This is a genomic window from Pseudomonas thivervalensis (assembly GCF_001269655.1).
Lineage (GTDB): Bacteria > Pseudomonadota > Gammaproteobacteria > Pseudomonadales > Pseudomonadaceae > Aquipseudomonas > Aquipseudomonas thivervalensis.
The window spans coordinates 56,211-76,385 of the sequence record NZ_LHVE01000015.1 but is presented as its reverse complement, the minus strand read 5'-3'; the positions used below and the strand labels follow the sequence as shown (position 1 = coordinate 76,385).

The following is a 20,175-nucleotide window of genomic DNA, read 5'->3' as shown; positions in this document are numbered from 1 at the left end:
GTAGTGGCTGTTAGGCCGCTATCGCGAGCAGGCTCGCTCCCACAGGGGGTGTATGTCGATCACAAATGGGTGGTCAGGCATAAATCCAATGTGGGAGCGAGCCTGCTCGCGATGGGGTCTATGAATCAATCAGGGCGCCGGGTTCGGCTGATCCTTGTGAATCGCCTCGATCCCCGCCAGCACTTCATCCGACAGCTTCAGATCGAAGCTGGCGATGTTGCTGTCCAATTGCTCCAGCGTGGTAGCACCAATGATGTTGCTGGTCACGAACGGCTGCTGGGTGACGAACGCCAGGGCCATCTGCGCAGGGTCCAGGCCATGTTCGCGGGCCAGGGCGACATAACGGCTGCAGGCCGCTTCCGATTGCGGGTTGAAGTAGCGCATGAAGCGGCTGTACAGCGTCAGGCGGCCCTTGGCGGGGCGTGCGCCGTTTTCGTATTTGCCCGACAGGAAGCCGAACGCCAGCGGCGAATAGGCCAGCAAGCCGCATTGCTCGCGAATGGCGATTTCCGATAGGCCGATCTCGAAGCTGCGGTTGAGCAGGTTGTACGGGTTCTGGATCGACACCGCCCGCGGCCAGCCACGAGCTTCGGCCAGAGCGAGGAATTTCATGGTGCCCCACGGCGTTTCGTTGGACAGGCCGATGTGGCGGATCTTGCCGGCGCGGACCTGTTCGTCCAGGGCTTCGAGGGTTTCCTCCAGCGGGGTGAACGTTTCGTCGGCCTTGTGCTGGTAGCCCAGTTGGCCAAAGAAATTGGTACTGCGTTCCGGCCAGTGCAGTTGGTAAAGGTCGATCCAGTCGGTCTGCAGGCGCTTGAGGCTGGCGTCCACGGCTTCGACGATGTGGCGGCGGTTGTGCTTGAGATTTTTGTCGCGGATGTAGTCGATGGTGTTGCCGGGACCGGCGATCTTGCTCGCCAGGATCCAGTCGGCACGGTCGCCGCGGCTTTTGAAGTAATTGCCGATGTAGCGCTCGGTGGTGGCGTAGGTCTCGGCCTTGGGGGGCACCGGGTACATCTCGGCAGTGTCGATGAAATTGATGCCGGCACCCTTGGCGCGCTCGATCTGGGCGAAGGCCTCGGCCTCGCTGTTCTGCTCACCCCAGGTCATGGTGCCGAGGCACAGGGCGCTTACATTCAGATCGGTACGGCCTAGCTGGCGATAGTCCATCGGGAACTCCTTGGGCAAAACAATCATAAAAGCAGGTTGAAATATTTTTCGCAATCTGCATAATTGCGCACCTCTTTCTGCAGTGGAAGTGATGCGCCGCCGCCGAAGAATCTTGCCGTTGAACGGACGCGCCGACCCGAGCCCCCGAAAGCGTCTGTATCCGGCTGCCTTTGACTTGTCAAAGTACGCACTATTCAGTAAGATCCGCCGTCTAATTTACAGGGCGGCCCCTGAGGCTATAAAGAATGAAAACTTTTACTGCTAAACCGGAAACAGTAAAGCGCGACTGGTTTGTCGTCGACGCTGCTGGTCAGACCCTGGGTCGTCTGGCCACCGAAATCGCGAGCCGTCTGCGTGGCAAGCACAAGCCTGAGTACACCCCTCACGTTGACACCGGCGACTACATCGTCGTGATCAATGCTGAGCAAGTACGTGTTACTGGCGCTAAAACCACTGACAAAATGTACTACTCCCACTCCGGTTTTCCTGGCGGCATCAAGTCGATCAACTTTGAAAAGCTGATCGCCAAGGCCCCTGAGCGCGTGATCGAGACCGCGGTTAAAGGCATGCTGCCTAAGAACCCACTGGGTCGCGACATGTATCGTAAGCTGAAGGTTTATGCGGGCGCTGCTCACCCTCATACTGCTCAGCAGCCCCAAGAACTGAAGTTTTAACGGAATAGTTCATTATGTCGGCGACTCAAAATTACGGCACTGGCCGTCGCAAGACTGCAACCGCACGCGTTTTCCTGCGTCCGGGCACTGGTAACATCTCCATCAACAACCGCTCCCTGGATAACTTCTTCGGCCGCGAAACTGCCCGCATGGTAGTTCGTCAGCCGCTGGAACTGACCGAGACCGTCGAAAAATTCGACATCTACGTCACTGTTATCGGTGGTGGTGTAAGTGGTCAGGCTGGCGCAATCCGCCACGGCATCACTCGCGCCCTGATGGATTACGACGAAACTCTGCGCAGCGCACTGCGTAAAGCTGGCTTCGTAACTCGCGATGCTCGCGAAGTTGAACGTAAGAAAGTCGGTCTGCGTAAAGCGCGTAAGCGTCCGCAGTACTCGAAGCGTTAATTTCGCTTCCGCTTTCAAAAGGCGCCCAGTTCCTCACGGAGCTGGGCGTTTTTTTATGGGCAAAAGAATTGCTCTGTGACAACTTGCCACATTCGTAGAGCCCCTATACTACAAGGCCTGGCGGTTTGGCCGCATGGTAATTACCTTGTCAGAATTGGGGGTTTTCATTACCATTCGGCAAAATTTTTATAAGTTCAGATTTTTACTTAGTAGACGCCTGATCTAACAGGCCACAAAGCTGATGGGAGAGGACTGAATGAGCAATGACGGCGTGAATGCAGGCCGGCGTCGCTTCCTGGTAGCAGCCACATCCGTGGTGGGTGCTGCAGGAGCGGTGGGGGCTGCGGTCCCGTTCGTGGGGTCATGGTTTCCCAGCGCCAAGGCGAAAGCCGCAGGTGCACCGGTGAAAGTGAATGTCAGCAAGATCGAGCCAGGCCAGCAGATGATTGCTGAGTGGCGCGGCCAGCCGGTGTTCATCGTCCGCCGTACAGAGGAAATCCTGGGGAATCTGAAAAAGATCGAGGGTCAGTTGTCCGACCCGTCCTCCAAGAACTCGGTCCAACCGGAATACGTCAATCCTGAAACGCGTTCGATCAAGCCAGAGGTTTTGCTGCTGATCGGTATCTGCACGCACCTGGGTTGCTCGCCAACGTTCCGTCCCGAAGTGGCCCCTGCCGACTTGGGCAAGGACTGGGTTGGTGGTTATTTCTGCCCCTGCCACGGCTCCCACTACGACCTGGCTGGTCGCGTCTACAAGTCGCAGCCTGCACCTCTGAACCTGCCAGTTCCCCCGCATTCCTATGAGACCGATGACATCATTGTCATTGGCGTCGATACGGAGAAAGCGTGATGAGCAAACTAATGGATTGGGTTGATGCGCGCTTTCCCGCGACCAAGATGTGGGAAGACCATCTCAGCAAGTATTACGCGCCAAAAAACTTCAACTTCTTCTACTTCTTTGGCTCCCTGGCGCTGCTCGTTCTGGTCAACCAGATCGTCACCGGTGTCTGGCTGACCATGAGCTACACCCCGTCGGCGGAAGAAGCGTTTGCTTCCGTCGAATACATCATGCGCGACGTCGAGTACGGCTCGATCCTGCGTCTGCTGCACTCCACCGGTGCTTCGGCATTCTTCATCGTGGTCTACCTGCACATGTTCCGTGGCTTGCTCTACGGTTCGTACCAGAAGCCGCGTGAGCTGGTGTGGGTCTTCGGCATGCTGATCTACCTGGCGCTGATGGCCGAGGCCTTCATGGGCTACCTGCTGCCGTGGGGCCAGATGTCCTACTGGGGTGCCCAGGTGATCATCTCGCTGTTCGGTGCGATTCCCGTCATCGGTGACGACCTGACCCAGTGGATTCGTGGTGACTACCTGATCTCGGGCATCACCCTGAACCGCTTCTTCGCCCTGCACGTAGTCGCCCTGCCGATCGTGATCCTCGGCCTGGTGGTGCTGCACATCCTCGCGCTGCACGAAGTCGGCTCGAACAACCCGGATGGCGTGGACATCAAGAAACACAAGGACGAGAACGGCGTACCGCTGGATGGCATCGCCTTCCACCCGTACTACACCGTGAAAGACATCGTCGGCGTGGTGGTTTTCCTGTTCATCTTCTGCTCCATCGTGTTCTTCTTCCCGGAAATGGGGGGGTACTTCCTCGAGAAGCCGAACTTCGAACAGGCGAACGCATTCAAGACCCCTGAGCACATTGCCCCGGTCTGGTACTTCACGCCGTTCTACGCGATTCTGCGGGCGATCCCGGACAAGCTGCTGGGCGTGATCGCCATGGGCGCGGCCATCGCCGTACTGTTCGTCCTGCCATGGCTGGACCGCAGTCCTGTCAAGTCGATGCGCTACAAAGGCTGGCTGAGCAAGATCTGGCTCGTGGTGTTCTGCATCTCGTTCGTGATCCTGGGCGTGCTGGGCGTACTGGCACCGACACCAGGGCGCACGCTGCTGTCGCAGGTTTGCACCTTCCTGTACTTCGCCTACTTCATTCTGATGCCGTTCTACACCAGGCTCGAGAAGACAAAACCGGTTCCGGAAAGGGTGACTGGCTGATGAAAAAGCTATTTGCTGTATTGATTCTTGCTGCTATGCCTGTACTGTCCTTCGCGGCCGAACACGGTAGCCTGGAGTTGGAAAAAGTCGACATCGACGTTTCCGACAAAGCGGCCATGCAGGACGGCGCACGTACCTTCGCCAACTACTGCATGGGTTGCCACAGTGCCAAGTTCCAGCGCTACGAGCGTGTGGCCGATGACTTGGGCATCCCCCATGAACTGATGCTCGAGAAGCTGGTGTTCACCGGCGCCAAGCTGGGCGATCACATGAACATCGGCATGCAGCCCACGGACGCCAAGACCTGGTTCGGAGCCGCGCCGCCGGACCTGACCCTGGTCGCCCGTGTGCGTGGCACCGACTGGCTTTACGGTTACCTGCGTTCGTTCTACGAAGATCCTTCGCGTCCATGGGGCGTGAACAACAAGGTCTTCCCGAATGTCGGCATGCCTAACGTTCTGGTCGGCCTCCAGGGTCGCCAGGTGGTAGGCTGCAAACAGGTTCAGATCGTTGAAAATGGTAAAAAGCAGTTCGATCCGCTGACCGGCTCGGCTTTGACCCATGAAGCCTGCGACCAGCTGACCGTATTGCCGAACACCGGCAGCCTGACCCCCGAGCAGTTCGACGAGAAGGTCAAGAACCTGGTGACCTTCCTGGCCTATTCGGCCAACCCGGTGAAGCTGGAGCATCAGCGCATCGGTACCTATGTATTGCTGTACCTGGCGTTCTTCTTCGTATTCGCTTACCTGCTCAAGCGTGAATACTGGAAAGACGTGCATTGATAAAGCTGTAAGCCGTTGCTGTTAATCGTGCGCGCCCAAGGGCGTCTCTAGAAATGTAACGAGCCTGGCCCGCCAGGTGTTACAGGAGACGCCCTCTGGGCGCGCTCGTTTTTCCGTTTTTCGATAATTTCAACAAGCGAGGAGGACCGCCATGGGCGTGACCAATCGGTTGGCCTGTTACTCCGACCCCGCCGACCACTATTCCCACCGGGTACGCATCGTACTGGCAGAGAAGGGTGTCAGCGCCGAGATCATTTACGTCGAAGCGGGGCGTCAGCCGCCGAAGCTGATCGAGGTGAACCCTTACGGTAGCCTGCCCACACTGGTCGATCGTGACCTGGCGTTGTGGGAGTCGACCGTGGTGATGGAATATTTGGATGAGCGTTATCCGCATCCACCTTTACTGCCGGTTTATCCTGTTGCGCGTGCCAACAGCCGTTTGCTGATCCATCGCATCCAGCGTGACTGGTGCGGGTTGGTGGACTTGATCCTGGATTCCCGGACCAAGGAGCCGGCGCGGGTGGTAGCGCGCAAGGAATTGCGTGAAAGCCTGACGGGCGTATCGCCGCTGTTCGTCGACAAGCCGTTTTTCCTCAGTGAGGAACAAAGTCTGGTGGATTGCTGCCTATTGCCCATACTCTGGCGTTTGCCGATTCTGGGTATCGAACTGCCGCGGCCTGCCAAGCCGTTGCTTGATTATATGGAGCGCCAATTTGCGCGCGAGGCATTCCAGGCGAGTCTGTCTGGTGTCGAACGCGACATGCGCTAAGGCTTAGGGAGCCGCTATGAACTCCAGTCGACCTTATCTGGTCCGCGCGCTCTACGAGTGGATTGTGGACAATGATTGCACCCCGCACATGCTGGTCAATGCCGAGTTTCCGTCGGTGCAGGTGCCGCAGGGTTTTGCCAATGACGGGCAGATCGTCCTGAACGTGTCGCCAGCCGCTGTGCGTCATTTGCACATGGATAACGATGCCGTCAGCTTCGAAGGGCGCTTTGGTGGTGTGCCGCACACGCTGTACGTGCCTGTTGCTGCGATCCTGGGGATTTATGCTCGGGAGAATGGCCAGGGCATGGTGTTTGAGCTGGAAGCGCCGTTGGACGGTGAAGAAGAGTTCGAGCCGGATGATGACTTGCCACCACCAGATGACGAGCCGCCGCGTCCTAGCGGGCGGCCGAGTTTGAAAGTGGTGAAGTAGGCTGCAGATATGTGACAGCCTGCAACTTGGTTAAGAAAATGCCTGTATCGTGAGATGCGGGCATTTTTTTGGTGTCGTGGTTTGTATGTATATCCGTTGCTGCGGTAACGGCGGCTTATGGTTCCGCTCTTACAGCGGGTCACTTTTGAGAAGCGCAAAAGTAACCAAAACGCTTCTGCCCCACCACTCGGCACCTCGCCTAGGCTCGGTGTGCCCTCACTCCGGCATTGCTCCGTGGGCCCGCCGCGAAGGGCCATCCATGGCCCAGCGCGGCTATCCCGGCATCCATGCCGGGATGCCCACTGCGCAATGCCTGCGTTCGGCCAGCGTGGTTAACGGGGCGCCCGAGATCAACGTCTACCACGAGGCGGCCTGGTAGCCGACCTGGTTCTTGACGAGACCGCGTTTCTTCTGTGGGAGCGAGCCTGCTCGCGAAGAGGCCGGCAAGCCCAGCATCCATGTGACTGAACCACCGCCATCGCGAGCAAGCTCGCTCCCACACTGGACTTTCAGCAGGCACAAAATTCATATGCGCCCAGAGTCCCCTGTGGGAGCGGGCTTGCTCGCGAAGAGGCCGGCAAGCCCAGCATCCATGTGACTGAACCACCGCCGTCGCGAGCAAGCTCGCTCCCACCCACCCTCATTCCCACAGGAGAAGCGCGGTCTCACCCAGAACCAGGTCGGCTACCAGGCCGCCTCGTGGAGGACGTTGATCTCGGGCGCCCCATTAACCACGCTGGCCGAACGCAGGCATTGTGGAGTGGGTACCTCGGCATGGATGCCGAGGTAGCCGCGCTGGGCCATGGATGGCCCTTCGCGGCGGGCCCACGGAGCAATGCCGGAGTGAGGGCACACCGAGCCTAAGCGAGGTGCCAAGTGGTGGGGCAAAAGCGCTTTGGTTGCTTTCGCGCTTTTCGAAAGTGACCCGCCGTAAGGGCGGAACCCTAAGCCGCCATTACCGCAGCAACGGATATACACACCGAGCCCCTCCAAAAAAAGAGGCCAAAAAAAACGGCGCCCCCCGTCTCAGAAGAAGCGCCGTTTTTCTTGAACAACTGACGTTCAATAATCAGTCAATGTACTCAAACAACTTGACGATTTTCTGCACCCCGGACACACCCTGCACCAGATTGGTCGCCTGCGCCGCTTCCTGCTTGGTCAGCAATCCCAGCAGATAAACGATGCCATTCTCAGTCACAACCTTGATGCGCGAGCCAGGAATGCTGGCGTCGGTGAGCATCTGCGTCTTGATCTTGGTGGTCAGCCAAGCGTCGTTCTGGCGCGCCAGCAGCGAAGAGGGTTGCAGGACCTGAAGCTCGTTATGCACGGTCTTGACCCGCTGCACGGCGCTGGCTTCCTGCTCGGCCTTGGCCTTGAGGTCGGCGCGCGGGGTCTGGCCGGCCAGTAGCACGACGCCGTTGAAGCTGGTGACGACGATGTGCGAGTTGTTGTCCAGGTCTGGATCGGCCTTGGCGATGTTCACGCCGACCTTGGTTTCAATCAGGGAGTCGTCGATCTTGCTGCCGAAGGTGCGGGTGCCGCGGTCATCTTCAATCGGCTTTTCCCGGCTGGCGTTAACCACCGATGTGCAGCCGCTGATGCCGAGGCACAGGGTCAGGGCCAGAAGGCCTAGGCGATTAGGGGTCATTCTTCACTCCCGAACAGTTGGCTGTCGATCAAGTCGCAAAGGCAGTGGATCGCCAGCAGGTGGACTTCCTGGATACGTGCGGTGACATTGGCCGGTACGCGGATCTCGACGTCTTCGGGTAATAGCAGTGACGCCATGCCGCCGCCGTCACGACCAGTCAATGCTACGACAATCATTTCGCGATCATGTGCGGCCTGGATCGCTTGAATAATATTGGCCGAGTTGCCGCTGGTGGAAATCGCCAGCAGCACATCGCCGGGTTGGCCCAGGGCGCGGATCTGTTTGGAGAAGACTTCGTTGTAGCTGTAGTCGTTGGCGATCGAGGTGATCGTCGAGCTATCGGTGGTCAGGGCGATCGCCGGCAGGCTCGGGCGTTCGCGCTCGAAGCGGTTGAGCAGTTCCGAGGAGAAATGCTGGGCGTCGCCGGCCGAGCCGCCGTTGCCGCACGAAAGCATCTTGCCCTCGTTGAGCAAGGCGTTGACCATCACTTGGCTGGCTTGCTCGATGTGCGGTGCAAGTACGTCCATCGCCTGTTGCTTGGTGTCGATACTGGCCTGAAAAAGCTGGCGAATTCGCGATTGCATGTCCATCTGTGTGACCTTAAGTAGCGCGGCTTATCGGCACAAACATGTGCGGCGCGCAAAGCAAAGAGCAAAAAAGTTAGGTGAAGGTGTCCGGCTCGGCATGGACGCTCAACTGTCGAAGGCGTTCTGCAGCCAGTTCAACTGGTCGGCGTTGCTGTCGATGGCAACCACGTCGAAGCGGCAGGGATGATCGGCCCAGCGAGACTCGCGTTGCAGGAAGTACTGCGCGGCGAAAATCAGCTTTTGGCGCTTACGCCCGTCAATGCTGTCGAGCGCGCCACCCCATTGGGTATTTTTTCTGTAGCGGACTTCGACGAATACTACTGTATCGCCGTCAAGCATGACCAGATCAAGCTCGCCGCGTTTGCACAACCAGTTCTGCGCCACCAGCCGCAAGCCGTGTTGCTGGAGATGCGCGAGGGCTTGACCCTCGGCATCCCGTCCGCTTTGTTGGCGTGATCGGTCAGGCATCAGCGCTGGGTGTCCGGAAGACGCTGCACCTGGCCGTTGACGAACTCGGCCCAGGGCAGTTGACGCTGTACGCGCTGGGTGGGGGACACGGCCAGGCTGCCCGACAGGCCTTCGATGCGGCTGTCCGGCAACGTTTTGAGCTGGCCCAGGCGCGGTGCCAGGCGATAGGCGTCCGCCCCCATCGCGTACAACCGACCCAGGCTGCCACCCGCCTGGGGCCACTGCGCGGTGACCTGTTTGCGCAGCGGGTCATTGGCGTCGAGCAGCCACGGGGTTTCGCAGAAGCGGATGCCGCTCATGTCGTTGTACTGGTTCTGGTCGCCGCTGGCGCTGAACACCGACGACGTCGCGTAGACCGGTACGTCGCCGGCGTACTGGAAGTTCAGGGTCGGCTTGATCTGCTGGGCCTGCTGCGGTGTCGAGGCGAGGAAGATGAACTCGATGTCCTGGCGACGGGACGGCTGGGCCGCGACCGTGGTGCCGACGGTGCTTTGCAGGCTCTTGGCGCGACCTTCGCTCTGGCGCAACTGGAACATGTCGGCGATCTGCTGGGCCAGTTGGACCGGCTGGTCGACGCGTTCGATGGCGACGATGGTGCCGCCGTTGGCCTGCCAGTCCTGGCTGAATGCCTTCAGTACGCGATCGCCCCATTCGCCCTTCGGTACCATGGCGGCGGCACGGTGCAGACCATCGGCGCGGGCGCGACGGGACACTTCACGGGCTTCATCCTCAGGTGCCAGGCCGAACTGGAACAGTTGTGGTGGCCCTTGTTCGCCTTCGCTGTAGTTCAGCGCCAGGGTGGTGATCGGCAATTGCGGGCGGGTGCTGATCTGCTTGACCAGTGGTTTTTCCAGTGGGCCGATGACCAGTTGCACACCGTCGGCCTGGGCCTTGCGATAGAACTCGTCCATGGAGGTCAGGCTGGCGCTGTCATAGAACTGGATGCTTGGCGGCGTCTGCCCGGCCTGCTGGGCCTGGTAGTGGGCAGCCATGAAGCCCTCGCGCAAGGCCTTGGCAACCGCGGCCAACTGGCCGCTTTGTGGCAGCAGCAGGGCGATCTTGCTCAGTGGCTGACTGGCCAGTTCCTTGAGCTTGGCCAGCGGAGTAGGCAGTTGCAGGGCAGCGGGGTGTTTCGGGTTCTGTTCGCGCCAGTGGTCGATGGCCGCCTGCTGCTGTTCCAGGGTGCCGGCGGTCTTGACGGCCTGGGCCAGGCTCAACCAGCCGCCGAGGTCGTCGGTGGAGGTGGGCTGCAACTGGTCGGTGGGCAGCGAGGCGATCAGCGACCAGATGGCTTCGTGGTTTTTCGCCGCGGCGTCGTTCTCCAGCAGGGGCGCGATGAAGATGCGTTCCTTGGCGGCGGCCAGGGTCTGGCCATCGGCCTCGAGGGCGCGGGCGCGGACGGTGCCGGTGCGGACTTGCTGCTCCACCGGCATTTCGCTCAGGTGTTGCAGGCTTGGATGGCTCAGGGCGGTCAGTGCGGCCTTGGGCTGGTTGCGGGTCATCGCCAGTTCAGCCGACAGCGTGCTGGCGAAAATCTGCTGGCCGGGCTTGAGTTGCTCCATCGGCACTTGTTGCAGGATCTGTGCGGACTGACCGGCATTGCCCTGGCGGTAGGCCAGGTCCGCGGCGCTCAGGCGCAGCAGGGCGGCTTTTTCCGGGGTTTTGCTTTGGGTGGCCTGTTCGAGCAACTGCTCGATACTGGCATCCGGGGTCCGTGGAAGTTCGCCAAGGCTGGACGAGGGCGAGCTGGCGCAGGCCGCCAGGAGGGCAGCGAGGCAGAGGGCGGAGAGCAGCCGCAGGCAAGCGATCATGTAAGTGTTCCTGATACGAGATCAAATTAGCGTCGAATTGTACCCAAGCACTGGCCGGGGCGCGATGCTGGTGGCGTGAATCGATCAATTTAGGTATTTCAAAGAGTGCAGCGCAGCACAAAAGACGGGTATTGAGCCCTTGTGGCGAGGGAGCTTGCTCCCGCTGGGCTCTGTAGGAGCTGGCGAAGCCTGCGATCTTTTGATCTTTCGCTTGAGATTCAAGTGTCTGGGGAAAGATCGCAGCCTCGCTTCGCTCGTCAGCTCCTACGGACGCAGCCGAGCGGGAGCAAGCTCCCTCGCCACAAGGGCTTGTGCAACCTTCCTGTGAGCGGTGATACCTCGGGGAGCCAGGTACTGCGAACAGCCGAGACGCTCGGCACACGCTACAATGGCGTTTTTTACCGATCATGAGGTGTGCGTTTTGACTGCTCCAGGTGCTTTGAATTCCGCTGCCGGCTCGCTTTATGTGGTGGCGACGCCCATCGGCAACCTGGACGATATCAGTGCCCGGGCGCTGAAAATCCTGCAGGACGTTGCGCTGATCGCGGCGGAAGACACGCGCCACTCCCAGCGCCTGCTGCAACATTTCGGCATTTCCACGCCGTTGGCGGCCTGTCATGAACACAATGAGCGGGACGAAGGCAGTCGTTTCATTGCCCGGCTGTTGGCGGGCGATAACGTCGCGTTGATTTCCGATGCCGGTACGCCGCTGATTTCCGACCCCGGCTACCATCTGGTGCGCCAGGCCCGGGCGGCTGGCATCAATGTGGTACCTGTGCCGGGGGCTTGTGCATTGATCGCGGCGCTGTCGGCGGCAGGCCTGCCGTCGGACCGTTTCATCTTCGAGGGTTTCCTGCCGGCCAAGGCGGTAGGGCGGCGGGCGCGCCTGGAAGCTATAAAGGAAGAACCGCGCACGCTGATCTTTTATGAGGCGCCGCACCGCATCCTGGAATGCCTGCAAGACATGGAGCTGGTGTTCGGCCCCGAGCGCCAGGCGCTGCTGGCCCGTGAGTTGACCAAGACCTTTGAAACCCTCAAGGGCCTGCCGTTGGCCGAGTTGCGGGCCTTTGTCGAGGGCGACAGCAACCAGCAGCGCGGTGAATGTGTCGTGCTGGTGGCGGGCTGGACGCCGCCGCAAAGCGAGGCTGCTGTCAGCAGCGAGGCGATGCGCGTCTTGAACCTGCTGCTCGAGGAAATGCCCCTCAAGCGCGCCGCAGCCCTTGCGGCGCAGATCACCGGCGAGCGAAAGAATGTGCTGTATCAGGTCGCACTGGAAAAACAGAAAGACCAGTGAAAGCGGGGCGTAGTGCTGGCCCGGGGCTTTTAGCGCTTGTTCTTCAAGCGCTCTACCGTTAACCTTCGCGGCGGAGAGTCGATCGGACAGTCGCTGCCCTCTATGAAAATTAGGGGGGGGAGGAAAGTCCGGGCTCCATAGGGCGAAGTGCCAGGTAATGCCTGGGAGGCGTGAGCCTACGGAAAGTGCCACAGAAAATAACCGCCTAAGCGTTTCGGCGCCGGTAAGGGTGAAAAGGTGCGGTAAGAGCGCACCGCACGGCTGGCAACAGTTCGTGGCTAGGTAAACCCCACTTGGAGCAAGACCAAATAGGGTCCCAAGGCGTGGCCCGCGCTGGGACCGGGTAGGTTGCTAAAGATGTCCAGTGATGGCCATCGTAGACGAATGACTGTTCAAGACAGAACCCGGCTTACAGATCGACTCTCCACCTTTTCCCTTCCTGCCGGAATCGCTGGCAGACGCAGTTCCTAATACCAAAAAAATCTTACTCTTAATAAATCACTTTAACTTGTGCGCGCAGTCCCCTGTGTTGCTTCAGGTTGAGGCGACTTTTCCTACGTCAGATTCTTGTTACCCCTCCTGAAACGCTCCTAAATCTCCGATCTATAAGGCTTTTCCTTCATTCCGCGCCTTGACGGTGCGGTGGGCGCATTCCTATAGTGTGCGCAAGTGGCGGAAAGTGGCATGAAGTGGGTTTTTTTGAAGGTAAAACGCCAAAAAGTGGAGAAACGCAGACGTGTTTCGCGGAGCTAACGCTATCAGTCTCGATGCAAAAGGCCGGCTCGCCATGCCCAGCCGGTATCGTGACGAGCTCGTTTCGCGAAGTTCGGGGCAATTAATCGTCACGATCGATGCCGTTGACCCATGTTTGTGTGTTTACCCTCTGGATGAGTGGGAAATCATCGAAACCAAACTGCGCGCACTGCCTTCGTTGCGTGAAGAAAACCGCCGCCTGCAACGCTTGCTGATCGGTAATGCCGTCGACCTCGAACTCGATGGCAGCGGTCGTTTCCTGGTGCCGCCGCGCCTGCGCGAATACGCCAAGCTGGACAAGCGCGCGATGCTGGTGGGCCAACTGAACAAGTTCCAGCTGTGGGACGAAGATGCCTGGAATGCGGTTTCTGCCGCTGACCTCGCTGCTATTCAACAACCGGGCGCCATGCCTGATGAACTGCGTGATTTGATCCTGTGACTATTGATAGCGGCTTTAACCACATCACCGTACTGCTTGACGAAGCCGTCGAGGCTCTCGCCGTACGTCCTGATGGCTGCTATCTGGACGGCACGTTCGGGCGTGGCGGACACAGCCGGCTGATTCTCAGCCAGCTCGGTCCGGACGGCCGGTTGCTGGGGTTCGACAAGGATCCTCAAGCGATTGCCACCGGGCAAGCGCTAGCGGCCGAAGACGGCCGCTTTGTCGTTGTGCAGCGCAGCTTTGCCGAGCTGGGCGCGGAAGTCGCCGAGCGTGGCCTGGCGGGCAAGGTCAGTGGCGTGCTGCTTGACCTGGGCGTGTCGTCGCCGCAACTGGACGACCCGGAGCGCGGCTTCAGTTTCCTCAATGACGGCCCGCTGGACATGCGCATGGATCCGTCCCGCGGCATCAGCGCCGCCGAATTCGTCAACACCGCCCCGGTGGAAGAAATCGCCCGTGTCTTCAAGGAATACGGTGAAGAGCGTTTCTCCGGCCGCATGGCTCGCGCCGTGGTCGAACGCCGCGACATCAAGCCCTTCCAACGCACCGGCGACCTGGCCGAGGTGCTGAAGGTTGCCAATCCGGCCTGGGAAAAGGGCAAGAACCCGGCGACCCGTGCTTTCCAGGGTTTGCGCATCCACGTCAATAACGAACTGGGCGATCTGGAGGTCGGTCTCGAAGCGGCGCTTGAAGCGCTGGAGATCGGCGGTCGGCTGGTGGTGATCAGCTTCCATTCCCTGGAAGACCGCATCGTCAAACTGTTCATGCGCAAACTCACCAAGGGCGAGGCCGATAACCTGCCGCGCAACCTGCCGGTGCGTTTCGAAGCCTTCGTGCCGAAAATCAAGATCCATGGCAAAGCGCAGTTCGCCTCCGAAGCCGAACTCAAGGCCAACCCACGTGCCCGTAGCGCCGTCATGCGTGTCGCGGAGAAGTTGCGGTGAGCAAGCTCTTCGCCAAGCCCCTGCCTGGCGGCAGCTTTTTCATGCTGCTGCTGTTTATCGGCGTGCTCGTGTCGGCCATCGCCGTGTCCTATAGCGCGCACTGGAACCGGCAGTTGCTCAACACCCTCTACAACGAACTGAGCGTGCGCGACAAGGCGCAGGCCGAATGGGGCCGGTTGATCCTGGAGCAGAGCACCTGGACCGCCCATAGTCGTATCGAAGTCTTGGCCACCGAACAGTTGAAAATGCGCATTCCCGGCGCCGCCGAAGTGCAGATGGTGGCGCCATGATGAAACTCGAAGGGGCGCTGTTCCCGTGGCGGTTTCGTCTGGTCCTGGGCTTGCTCGGGATCATGGTGGCAGCGATTTCGTGGCGCATCATCGACCTGCAGGTCGTCGACCGTGACTTCCTCAAGGGGCAGGGCGATGCTCGCAGTGTGCGTCATATTCCGATTCCGGCGCACCGTGGCCTGATCACCGACCGCAATGGCGAACCCCTGGCCGTGAGCACCCCGGTGACCACCTTGTGGGCCAACGCCAAGGAAATGCAGCTGGCCAAGGAAAAATGGCCGGCCCTGGCCGCCGCCCTCGGGCAAGACCCCAAGGCCCTGGCCGAGCGTCTTGAAGCCCAAGCCAACAAAGAATTCATTTATCTGGTGCGCGGCTTGACGCCTGAGCAAGGCCAGAGTGTGCTCGACTTGAAAGTACCCGGCGTCTACGGCATCGAAGAGTTCCGGCGTTTCTACCCGGCCGGTGAAGTCACTGCCCACATGGTCGGGTTTACCGACATCGATGATCGAGGGCGCGAAGGGGTCGAACTGGCCTACGACGAATGGCTCGCCGGGGTTGCCGGCAAGCGCCAGGTCATCAAGGACCGGCGCGGCAGGCTGATCAAGGATGTCCAAGTCACCAAAAACGCCAAGGCCGGCAAGCCCTTGGCGTTGTCCATTGACCTGCGCCTGCAATACCTGGCCAACCGCGAGCTGCGCAATGCCATCGTCGAGAACGGTGCCAAGGCCGGCAGCCTGGTGATCATGGACGTGAAGACCGGCGAGATCCTGGCGATGGTCAACCAGCCGACCTACAACCCGAACAACCGTCGCAACCTGCAGCCGGCGATGATGCGCAACCGCGCGATGATCGACGTGTTCGAGCCGGGTTCGACCATGAAGGCCGTGTCCATGGCCGCTGCCCTGGAAACCGGGCGCTGGAAACCGAGCGACACCGTCGAGGTCTACCCGGGCACCCTGCAGATCGGCAAGTACACCATCCGCGACGTGTCCAAGACCGAAGGCCCGGTGCTCGACCTGACCGGCATCCTGATCAACTCCAGTAACGTCGGCATGAGCAAGATCGCCTTCGATATCGGCGGCGAAACGATCTATCGCCTGGCCCAGAAAATCGGCCTCGGCCAGGACACCGGCCTGGGCTTCCCGGGCGAGCGTGTCGGCAACCTGCCGAACTACCGTGACTGGCGCAAGGCTGAAACCGCCACGCTGTCCTACGGCTACGGCGTTTCCGTGACCGCGATCCAGTTGGTCCACGCGTTTTCCGCGCTGGCGAACAACGGGCGCATGGCACCGCTGACCCTGATCAAGACCGACAAGCCGCCGCAGGCCACCCAGGTGATCCCGGAAAACGTCGCCAAGACCATGCAGGGCATGCTGCAACAGGTGATCGAGGCGCCGCGTGGTGTCTATCGTGCCCAGGTACCGGCCTATCACGTGGCAGGCAAGTCGGGTACGGCCCGTAAAACCTCCGTGGGCACCAAAGGCTACGCCGAGAATTCCTACCGTTCGCTGTTCGCCGGCTTCGGCCCGATGAGCGACCCGCGCTACGCCATCGTCGTGGTCATCGATGAGCCGAGCAAGGCGGGCTACTTCGGTGGCCTGGTCTCGGCGCCGGTGTTCAGCAAAGTGATGTCCGGCACCCTGCGCCTGATGAACATTACCCCGGATAACCTGCCACCGACCCAGCAGGCCAATACCGCACCGGTCATTCCCTTGAAAGCCGAAGGAGGGCGTGGCTGATGTCCCTGAGCCTGAACAAGATTTTTGCCCACGCCGGTCACGATCTGCTGATTCGTGAATTGGCCCTGGACAGCCGCAATGTACGTGCCGGGGACTTGTTCCTGGCGGTGCCGGGCGCCCGTGTCGATGGTCGCGATCATATTGCCGATGCCTTGAAGCGGGGCGCGGCTGCCGTGGCGTATGAAGTGCAGGGCGCGACCGTGCTGCCGATCACTGACGTTCCACTGATTCCGGTCAAGGGCCTGGCGGCGCAGCTGTCGGACATCGCCGGGCGTTTTTATGGCGACCCGAGCCGCCACCTCAACCTGGTAGGCGTGACCGGCACCAACGGCAAGACCAGCGTGACCCAATTGGTGGCCCAGGCGTTGGACCTGCTCGGCCAGCATTGCGGCATTGTTGGCACCTTGGGCAACGGTTTTCATGGGGCGCTGGAAAGCGGCTCGCACACCACGCCGAACCCGATTGCCGTGCAAGCGACCCTGGCGGACCTGAAGAAGGCCGGTGCCAAGGCCGTTGCGATGGAAGTCTCGTCCCATGGCCTGGACCAGGGCCGTGTGACCGCGCTGGCGTTCGACGTCGCGGTGTTGACCAACCTGTCCCGGGATCACTTGGACTACCACGGCACCATGCAGGCCTACGGCGAGGCCAAGGCCAAGCTGTTTGCCTGGAATGACTTGAAATGCCGGGTCATCAACCTCGATGACGAGTTCGGACGGCAACTGGCCGCCGACAAGCGTGAGTCCCGGTTGATCACCTACAGCCTGGAAGATGCCAGCGCCTACCTTTATGTACGCCAGGCGCAGTTCGATGACGAAGGCGTGCGCGCCACGCTGGTCACGCCCCAGGGCGAGCACCATCTGCGCAGCACCTTGCTCGGCCGCTTCAATCTGAGCAACGTATTGGCCGCCATCGGCGCCTTGCTCGGGCTGGACTACGCGCTGGACGAAATTCTCAAGGTGTTGCCAAAACTCGAAGGGCCAGCCGGGCGCATGCAGCGCCTGGGCGGTGGGGCTCAACCGTTGGTTGTGGTCGATTACGCCCATACCCCCGACGCGTTGGAAAAAGTCCTCACTGCCCTGCGTCCTCATGCCAAGGGGCGGTTGCTGTGCCTGTTCGGCTGCGGCGGCGATCGTGATCGCGGCAAACGCCCATTGATGGCCGAAGTCGTGGAGCGGCTGGCGGACGGCGTGCTGGTCACCGACGACAACCCGCGCAGCGAAGACCCGTTGCGGATTTTCGACGACATCCGCACCGGTTTTACCGATGTGGATAACGTCACCTTTGTCGCCGGTCGCGGCCAGGCCATCGCGCAGCTGATCGCCAGCGCCTCGGCGGACGATGTCATCGTCCTGGCTGGCAAGGGCCACGAGGACTATCAGGAAATCAACGGCGAGCGCCAGGCTTTCTCCGACCTGGTGGAAGCCGATCACGCCCTGACCGCGTGGGAGGTGGCCCATGCTTAAGGCCTTGAAACTCAGCGAGCTGACCAACGCCCTGAATGCGCGCCTCATTTCAGCGGACGCCACCTTCGACGGCGTCAGCATCGACAGCCGTGCGATCGCGCCGGGGCAATTGTTCGTCGCCCTGACCGGGCCGCGTTTCGATGGTCATGATTACTTGAACGAGGTCGCGGGCAAAGGTGCGGTCGCGGCCTTGGTCGAGCGGGAAGTGAGCAACAGCACGTTGCCGCAATTGCTCGTCAACGACACTCGCCAGGCCCTGGGTCAGCTCGGTGCGTTGAACCGTGCGGCGTACGGCAATCCTGTCGCGGCCATTACGGGCTCCAGCGGCAAGACCACGGTCAAGGAAATGCTTGCGAGCATCCTGCGCACCCGCGGTCCGGTGCTGGCGACCCGTGGCAACCTGAACAATGACCTCGGTGTGCCGTTGACCTTGCTGGAGCTGGCGCCGGAGCACAGCGCCGCGGTCATTGAATTGGGGGCTTCGCGGCTCGGCGAGATTGCCTACACCGTGGCCATGACCAAGCCTCACGTGGCGGTGCTCAACAACGCCGGGACCGCTCATGTCGGCGAGTTCGGCGGCCCGGAAAAAATCGTCGAGGCCAAGGGCGAGATCATCGAGGGGCTGGATGCCAATGGCGTCGCCGTGCTGAATCTCGACGACAAGGCCTTCGAAATCTGGAAGACCCGGGCGGGGGAGCGCAAGGTGCTGACCTTTGCCCTGAGCAACCTCGCCGCGAATTTCTACGCCAGCGACCTGGACCGCGATGCCCGCGGTTGCCCGGCCTTCAACCTGCACAGCCCCGACGGTGCCGAGCGGGTCCAGTTGAATCTGCTGGGCACCCATAACATTGCCAATGCCCTGGCCGCCGCGGCTGCCGCCCATGCCCTGGGCGTGTCGCTGCCGGGCATCATCGCTGGGCTGAACGCCGTGCAACCGGTCAAGGGGCGCTCCGTCGCGCAACTGGCCAGCAACGGCATGCGCGTGATCGACGACACCTATAACGCCAACCCGTCGTCCATGTGCGCGGCCGTGGATATCCTCGCCGGTTTCACCGGCCGTACCGTGCTGGTGCTGGGGGATATCGGCGAGCTGGGCGATTGGGCGCAACAGGGGCACCACGACGTCGGTGCCTATGCGCGCGGCAAGGTCGATGCGCTGTATGCGGTCGGCCCGATGATGGCTCACGCGGTCGCCGCGTTTGGCGAGCACGCACGGCATTTCACCACTCAAGCCGAATTGATCCAGGCCCTGGGCGCCGAGCAGGACCCGAACACCACCTTATTGATCAAGGGTTCACGCAGCGCAGCGATGGAAAACATCGTCGCGGCGCTGTGCGGCACCACCACGGAGAAACATTAATGCTGCTGCTGCTAGCGGAGTACCTGCAACAGTTCCACAAAGGCTTCGCGGTCTTCCAGTACCTGACCCTGCGCGGGATCCTGGGTGTGCTGACCGCGTTGTCGTTGTCGCTGTTCCTGGGCCCGTGGATGATCCGCACCCTGCAGAACCTGCAGATCGGCCAGTCGGTCCGTAACGACGGTCCGCAATCGCACCTGTCCAAATCCGGTACGCCGACCATGGGTGGCGCGCTGATCCTGTCGTCCATCGGCATCAGCACCTTGCTCTGGGCCGACCTGGCGAACCGCTACGTTTGGGTCGTGCTGCTGGTGACGCTGTTCTTCGGTGCCATCGGCTGGGTCGACGACTACCGCAAGGTCATCGAAAAGAATTCCCGTGGGCTGCCAAGCCGCTGGAAATATTTCTGGCAGTCGGTGTTCGGCCTCGGCGCGGCGATATTCCTTTATATGACCGCCGCCTCGCCGGTGGAAACCACCCTGATCCTGCCGATGCTCAAGGACTACAGCATTCCGCTAGGCGCAGGTTTCATCGTGCTGACCTACCTGGTGATCGTCGGTTCGAGCAACGCGGTCAACCTCACCGACGGCCTCGACGGCCTGGCGATCATGCCAACGGTCATGGTCGGCGGCGCGCTGGGGATCTTCTGCTACCTGTCGGGTAACGTGAAATTCGCTGAATACCTGCTGATCCCGTATGTGCCGGGGGCCGGCGAGCTGATCGTGTTCTGCGGTGCGCTGATCGGTGCCGGCCTGGGCTTCCTGTGGTTCAACACCTACCCGGCGCAAGTCTTCATGGGCGACGTCGGCGCGCTGGCGCTGGGCGCGGCCCTGGGCACCATCGCTGTGATCGTTCGCCAGGAAATCGTCCTGTTCATCATGGGCGGTGTGTTCGTGATGGAGACCCTGTCAGTCGTCATTCAGGTTGCCTCCTTTAAATTGACCGGCCGCCGCGTATTCCGCATGGCGCCGATCCACCACCACTTTGAACTCAAGGGCTGGCCCGAGCCACGCGTGATCGTCCGTTTCTGGATCATCACCGTGATTCTGGTGCTGATCGGCCTTGCCACCCTGAAGCTGAGGTAGAACG

At 60.8% G+C, this 20,175-nt stretch carries 21 protein-coding genes and 1 other RNA gene; 17 read left to right on the top strand and 5 right to left on the bottom strand.

Features of this window, described 5'->3' with window-relative positions:
- Positions 1–129: 129 nt before the first annotated feature.
- On the bottom strand, positions 130–1,170 hold the full coding sequence (locus tag AD659_RS21805) for an NADP(H)-dependent aldo-keto reductase (protein ID WP_053124986.1): 1,041 nt from the start codon (positions 1,168–1,170) through the stop codon (positions 130–132).
- Between the two features lie 245 nt (positions 1,171–1,415).
- Between AD659_RS21805 and rplM the strand changes: the two genes are divergently transcribed.
- The 8 genes from rplM to AD659_RS29865 all read left to right on the top strand — a co-directional run bounded on the left by rplM (position 1,416) and on the right by AD659_RS29865 (position 6,672).
- On the top strand, positions 1,416–1,844 hold the full coding sequence (rplM, locus tag AD659_RS21800) for a 50S ribosomal protein L13 (RefSeq protein ID WP_003205365.1): 429 nt from the start codon (positions 1,416–1,418) through the stop codon (positions 1,842–1,844).
- Positions 1,845–1,858: 14 nt separating this feature from the next.
- A complete protein-coding gene (gene rpsI, locus AD659_RS21795; protein WP_003228056.1) occupies positions 1,859–2,251 on the top strand; it encodes a 30S ribosomal protein S9 in 393 nt (130 codons plus the stop codon).
- A gap of 256 nt (positions 2,252–2,507) precedes the next feature.
- The gene (petA, locus tag AD659_RS21790; protein ID WP_003205363.1) at positions 2,508–3,101 is read left to right on the top strand and encodes a ubiquinol-cytochrome c reductase iron-sulfur subunit; all 594 of its coding nucleotides are present in this window, start codon (positions 2,508–2,510) and stop codon (positions 3,099–3,101) included.
- Complete coding sequence (locus tag AD659_RS21785) at positions 3,101–4,312, top strand: cytochrome b (protein WP_030138561.1); 1,212 nt, start codon at positions 3,101–3,103, stop codon at positions 4,310–4,312. The genes petA and AD659_RS21785 overlap by 1 nt, the downstream gene beginning before the upstream one ends.
- Positions 4,312–5,094 (top strand): cytochrome c1, encoded by a 783-nt coding sequence (locus tag AD659_RS21780; RefSeq protein ID WP_053124984.1) that lies wholly within the window; start codon positions 4,312–4,314, stop codon positions 5,092–5,094. Before AD659_RS21785 ends, AD659_RS21780 begins: the two co-directional genes overlap by 1 nt.
- 151 nt (positions 5,095–5,245) lie before the next feature.
- On the top strand, positions 5,246–5,863 hold the full coding sequence (locus tag AD659_RS21775; RefSeq protein WP_003178195.1) for a glutathione S-transferase N-terminal domain-containing protein: 618 nt from the start codon (positions 5,246–5,248) through the stop codon (positions 5,861–5,863).
- Positions 5,864–5,879: 16 nt separating this feature from the next.
- Positions 5,880–6,293, top strand: a complete 414-nt coding sequence (locus tag AD659_RS21770; protein ID WP_053124982.1) for a ClpXP protease specificity-enhancing factor — start codon at positions 5,880–5,882, stop codon at positions 6,291–6,293.
- 208 nt (positions 6,294–6,501) lie between these two features.
- Positions 6,502–6,672 (top strand): nucleoid-structuring protein H-NS, encoded by a 171-nt coding sequence (locus tag AD659_RS29865; RefSeq protein WP_156330596.1) that lies wholly within the window; start codon positions 6,502–6,504, stop codon positions 6,670–6,672.
- 690 nt (positions 6,673–7,362) lie between these two features.
- On the opposite strand, the gene AD659_RS21760 is transcribed toward AD659_RS29865, so the two are convergent.
- The 4 genes from AD659_RS21760 to AD659_RS21745 all read right to left on the bottom strand — a co-directional run bounded on the left by AD659_RS21760 (position 7,363) and on the right by AD659_RS21745 (position 10,807).
- Positions 7,363–7,941: a BON domain-containing protein gene (locus tag AD659_RS21760; protein WP_030139689.1), complete on the bottom strand. Its 579-nt coding sequence runs from the start codon at positions 7,939–7,941 to the stop codon at positions 7,363–7,365.
- Positions 7,938–8,531 carry a phosphoheptose isomerase gene (locus AD659_RS21755; protein WP_007928463.1) on the bottom strand — a complete coding sequence of 198 codons (594 nt, stop codon included), beginning with the start codon at positions 8,529–8,531 and terminating at the stop codon, positions 7,938–7,940. The genes AD659_RS21760 and AD659_RS21755 overlap by 4 nt, the downstream gene beginning before the upstream one ends.
- Before the next feature lie 102 nt (positions 8,532–8,633).
- A complete protein-coding gene (locus AD659_RS21750) occupies positions 8,634–8,996 on the bottom strand; it encodes a YraN family protein (RefSeq protein WP_053124978.1) in 363 nt (120 codons plus the stop codon).
- Complete coding sequence (locus tag AD659_RS21745) at positions 8,996–10,807, bottom strand: penicillin-binding protein activator (RefSeq protein WP_053124976.1); 1,812 nt, start codon at positions 10,805–10,807, stop codon at positions 8,996–8,998. The genes AD659_RS21750 and AD659_RS21745 overlap by 1 nt, the downstream gene beginning before the upstream one ends.
- Before the next feature lie 388 nt (positions 10,808–11,195).
- Here AD659_RS21745 and rsmI point away from each other — a divergent pair, with 388 nt between their 5' ends.
- From rsmI to mraY, 9 genes are all read left to right on the top strand, one after another.
- Positions 11,196–12,101 (top strand): 16S rRNA (cytidine(1402)-2'-O)-methyltransferase, encoded by a 906-nt coding sequence (rsmI, locus tag AD659_RS21740; RefSeq protein WP_167352843.1) that lies wholly within the window; start codon positions 11,196–11,198, stop codon positions 12,099–12,101.
- A gap of 74 nt (positions 12,102–12,175) precedes the next feature.
- Positions 12,176–12,529, top strand: an RNA gene (rnpB, locus tag AD659_RS22580) — RNase P RNA component class A.
- Positions 12,530–12,837: 308 nt separating this feature from the next.
- The gene (gene mraZ, locus AD659_RS21735; protein ID WP_003205355.1) at positions 12,838–13,293 is read left to right on the top strand and encodes a division/cell wall cluster transcriptional repressor MraZ; all 456 of its coding nucleotides are present in this window, start codon (positions 12,838–12,840) and stop codon (positions 13,291–13,293) included.
- A complete protein-coding gene (gene rsmH / locus AD659_RS21730; protein WP_053124975.1) occupies positions 13,290–14,237 on the top strand; it encodes a 16S rRNA (cytosine(1402)-N(4))-methyltransferase RsmH in 948 nt (315 codons plus the stop codon). Before mraZ ends, rsmH begins: the two co-directional genes overlap by 4 nt.
- On the top strand, positions 14,234–14,527 hold the full coding sequence (gene ftsL, locus AD659_RS21725) for a cell division protein FtsL (RefSeq protein WP_003178214.1): 294 nt from the start codon (positions 14,234–14,236) through the stop codon (positions 14,525–14,527). The genes rsmH and ftsL overlap by 4 nt, the downstream gene beginning before the upstream one ends.
- Positions 14,527–16,266, top strand: a complete 1,740-nt coding sequence (locus AD659_RS21720) for a peptidoglycan D,D-transpeptidase FtsI family protein (RefSeq protein ID WP_167352844.1) — start codon at positions 14,527–14,529, stop codon at positions 16,264–16,266. Before ftsL ends, AD659_RS21720 begins: the two co-directional genes overlap by 1 nt.
- A complete protein-coding gene (locus AD659_RS21715) occupies positions 16,266–17,729 on the top strand; it encodes a UDP-N-acetylmuramoyl-L-alanyl-D-glutamate--2,6-diaminopimelate ligase (RefSeq protein ID WP_053124970.1) in 1,464 nt (487 codons plus the stop codon). Before AD659_RS21720 ends, AD659_RS21715 begins: the two co-directional genes overlap by 1 nt.
- Positions 17,722–19,089, top strand: coding sequence for a UDP-N-acetylmuramoyl-tripeptide--D-alanyl-D-alanine ligase (locus tag AD659_RS21710; RefSeq protein ID WP_053124968.1), 1,368 nt, complete (start codon positions 17,722–17,724; stop codon positions 19,087–19,089). Before AD659_RS21715 ends, AD659_RS21710 begins: the two co-directional genes overlap by 8 nt.
- Entirely contained in the window at positions 19,089–20,171 is a 1,083-nt protein-coding gene (gene mraY, locus AD659_RS21705) for a phospho-N-acetylmuramoyl-pentapeptide-transferase (RefSeq protein ID WP_053124966.1), read from the top strand. The genes AD659_RS21710 and mraY overlap by 1 nt, the downstream gene beginning before the upstream one ends.
- The last annotated feature ends 4 nt before the right edge of the window (positions 20,172–20,175 follow it).

Coding starts and splice junctions, on each gene's coding strand:
- AD659_RS21805 (WP_053124986.1), bottom strand. CDS start 1,170: ATGGACTATCGCCAGCTAGGCCGTACCGATCTGAATGTAAGCGCCCTG.
- rplM (WP_003205365.1), top strand. CDS start 1,416: ATGAAAACTTTTACTGCTAAACCGGAAACAGTAAAGCGCGACTGGTTT.
- rpsI (WP_003228056.1), top strand. CDS start 1,859: ATGTCGGCGACTCAAAATTACGGCACTGGCCGTCGCAAGACTGCAACC.
- petA (WP_003205363.1), top strand. CDS start 2,508: ATGAGCAATGACGGCGTGAATGCAGGCCGGCGTCGCTTCCTGGTAGCA.
- AD659_RS21785 (WP_030138561.1), top strand. CDS start 3,101: ATGAGCAAACTAATGGATTGGGTTGATGCGCGCTTTCCCGCGACCAAG.
- AD659_RS21780 (WP_053124984.1), top strand. CDS start 4,312: ATGAAAAAGCTATTTGCTGTATTGATTCTTGCTGCTATGCCTGTACTG.
- AD659_RS21775 (WP_003178195.1), top strand. CDS start 5,246: ATGGGCGTGACCAATCGGTTGGCCTGTTACTCCGACCCCGCCGACCAC.
- AD659_RS21770 (WP_053124982.1), top strand. CDS start 5,880: ATGAACTCCAGTCGACCTTATCTGGTCCGCGCGCTCTACGAGTGGATT.
- AD659_RS21760 (WP_030139689.1), bottom strand. CDS start 7,941: ATGACCCCTAATCGCCTAGGCCTTCTGGCCCTGACCCTGTGCCTCGGC.
- AD659_RS21755 (WP_007928463.1), bottom strand. CDS start 8,531: ATGGACATGCAATCGCGAATTCGCCAGCTTTTTCAGGCCAGTATCGAC.
- AD659_RS21750 (WP_053124978.1), bottom strand. CDS start 8,996: ATGCCTGACCGATCACGCCAACAAAGCGGACGGGATGCCGAGGGTCAA.
- AD659_RS21745 (WP_053124976.1), bottom strand. CDS start 10,807: ATGATCGCTTGCCTGCGGCTGCTCTCCGCCCTCTGCCTCGCTGCCCTC.
- rsmI (WP_167352843.1), top strand. CDS start 11,196: ATGGCGTTTTTTACCGATCATGAGGTGTGCGTTTTGACTGCTCCAGGT.
- AD659_RS21720 (WP_167352844.1), top strand. CDS start 14,527: ATGAAACTCGAAGGGGCGCTGTTCCCGTGGCGGTTTCGTCTGGTCCTG.
- AD659_RS21715 (WP_053124970.1), top strand. CDS start 16,266: ATGTCCCTGAGCCTGAACAAGATTTTTGCCCACGCCGGTCACGATCTG.
- AD659_RS21710 (WP_053124968.1), top strand. CDS start 17,722: ATGCTTAAGGCCTTGAAACTCAGCGAGCTGACCAACGCCCTGAATGCG.
- mraY (WP_053124966.1), top strand. CDS start 19,089: ATGCTGCTGCTGCTAGCGGAGTACCTGCAACAGTTCCACAAAGGCTTC.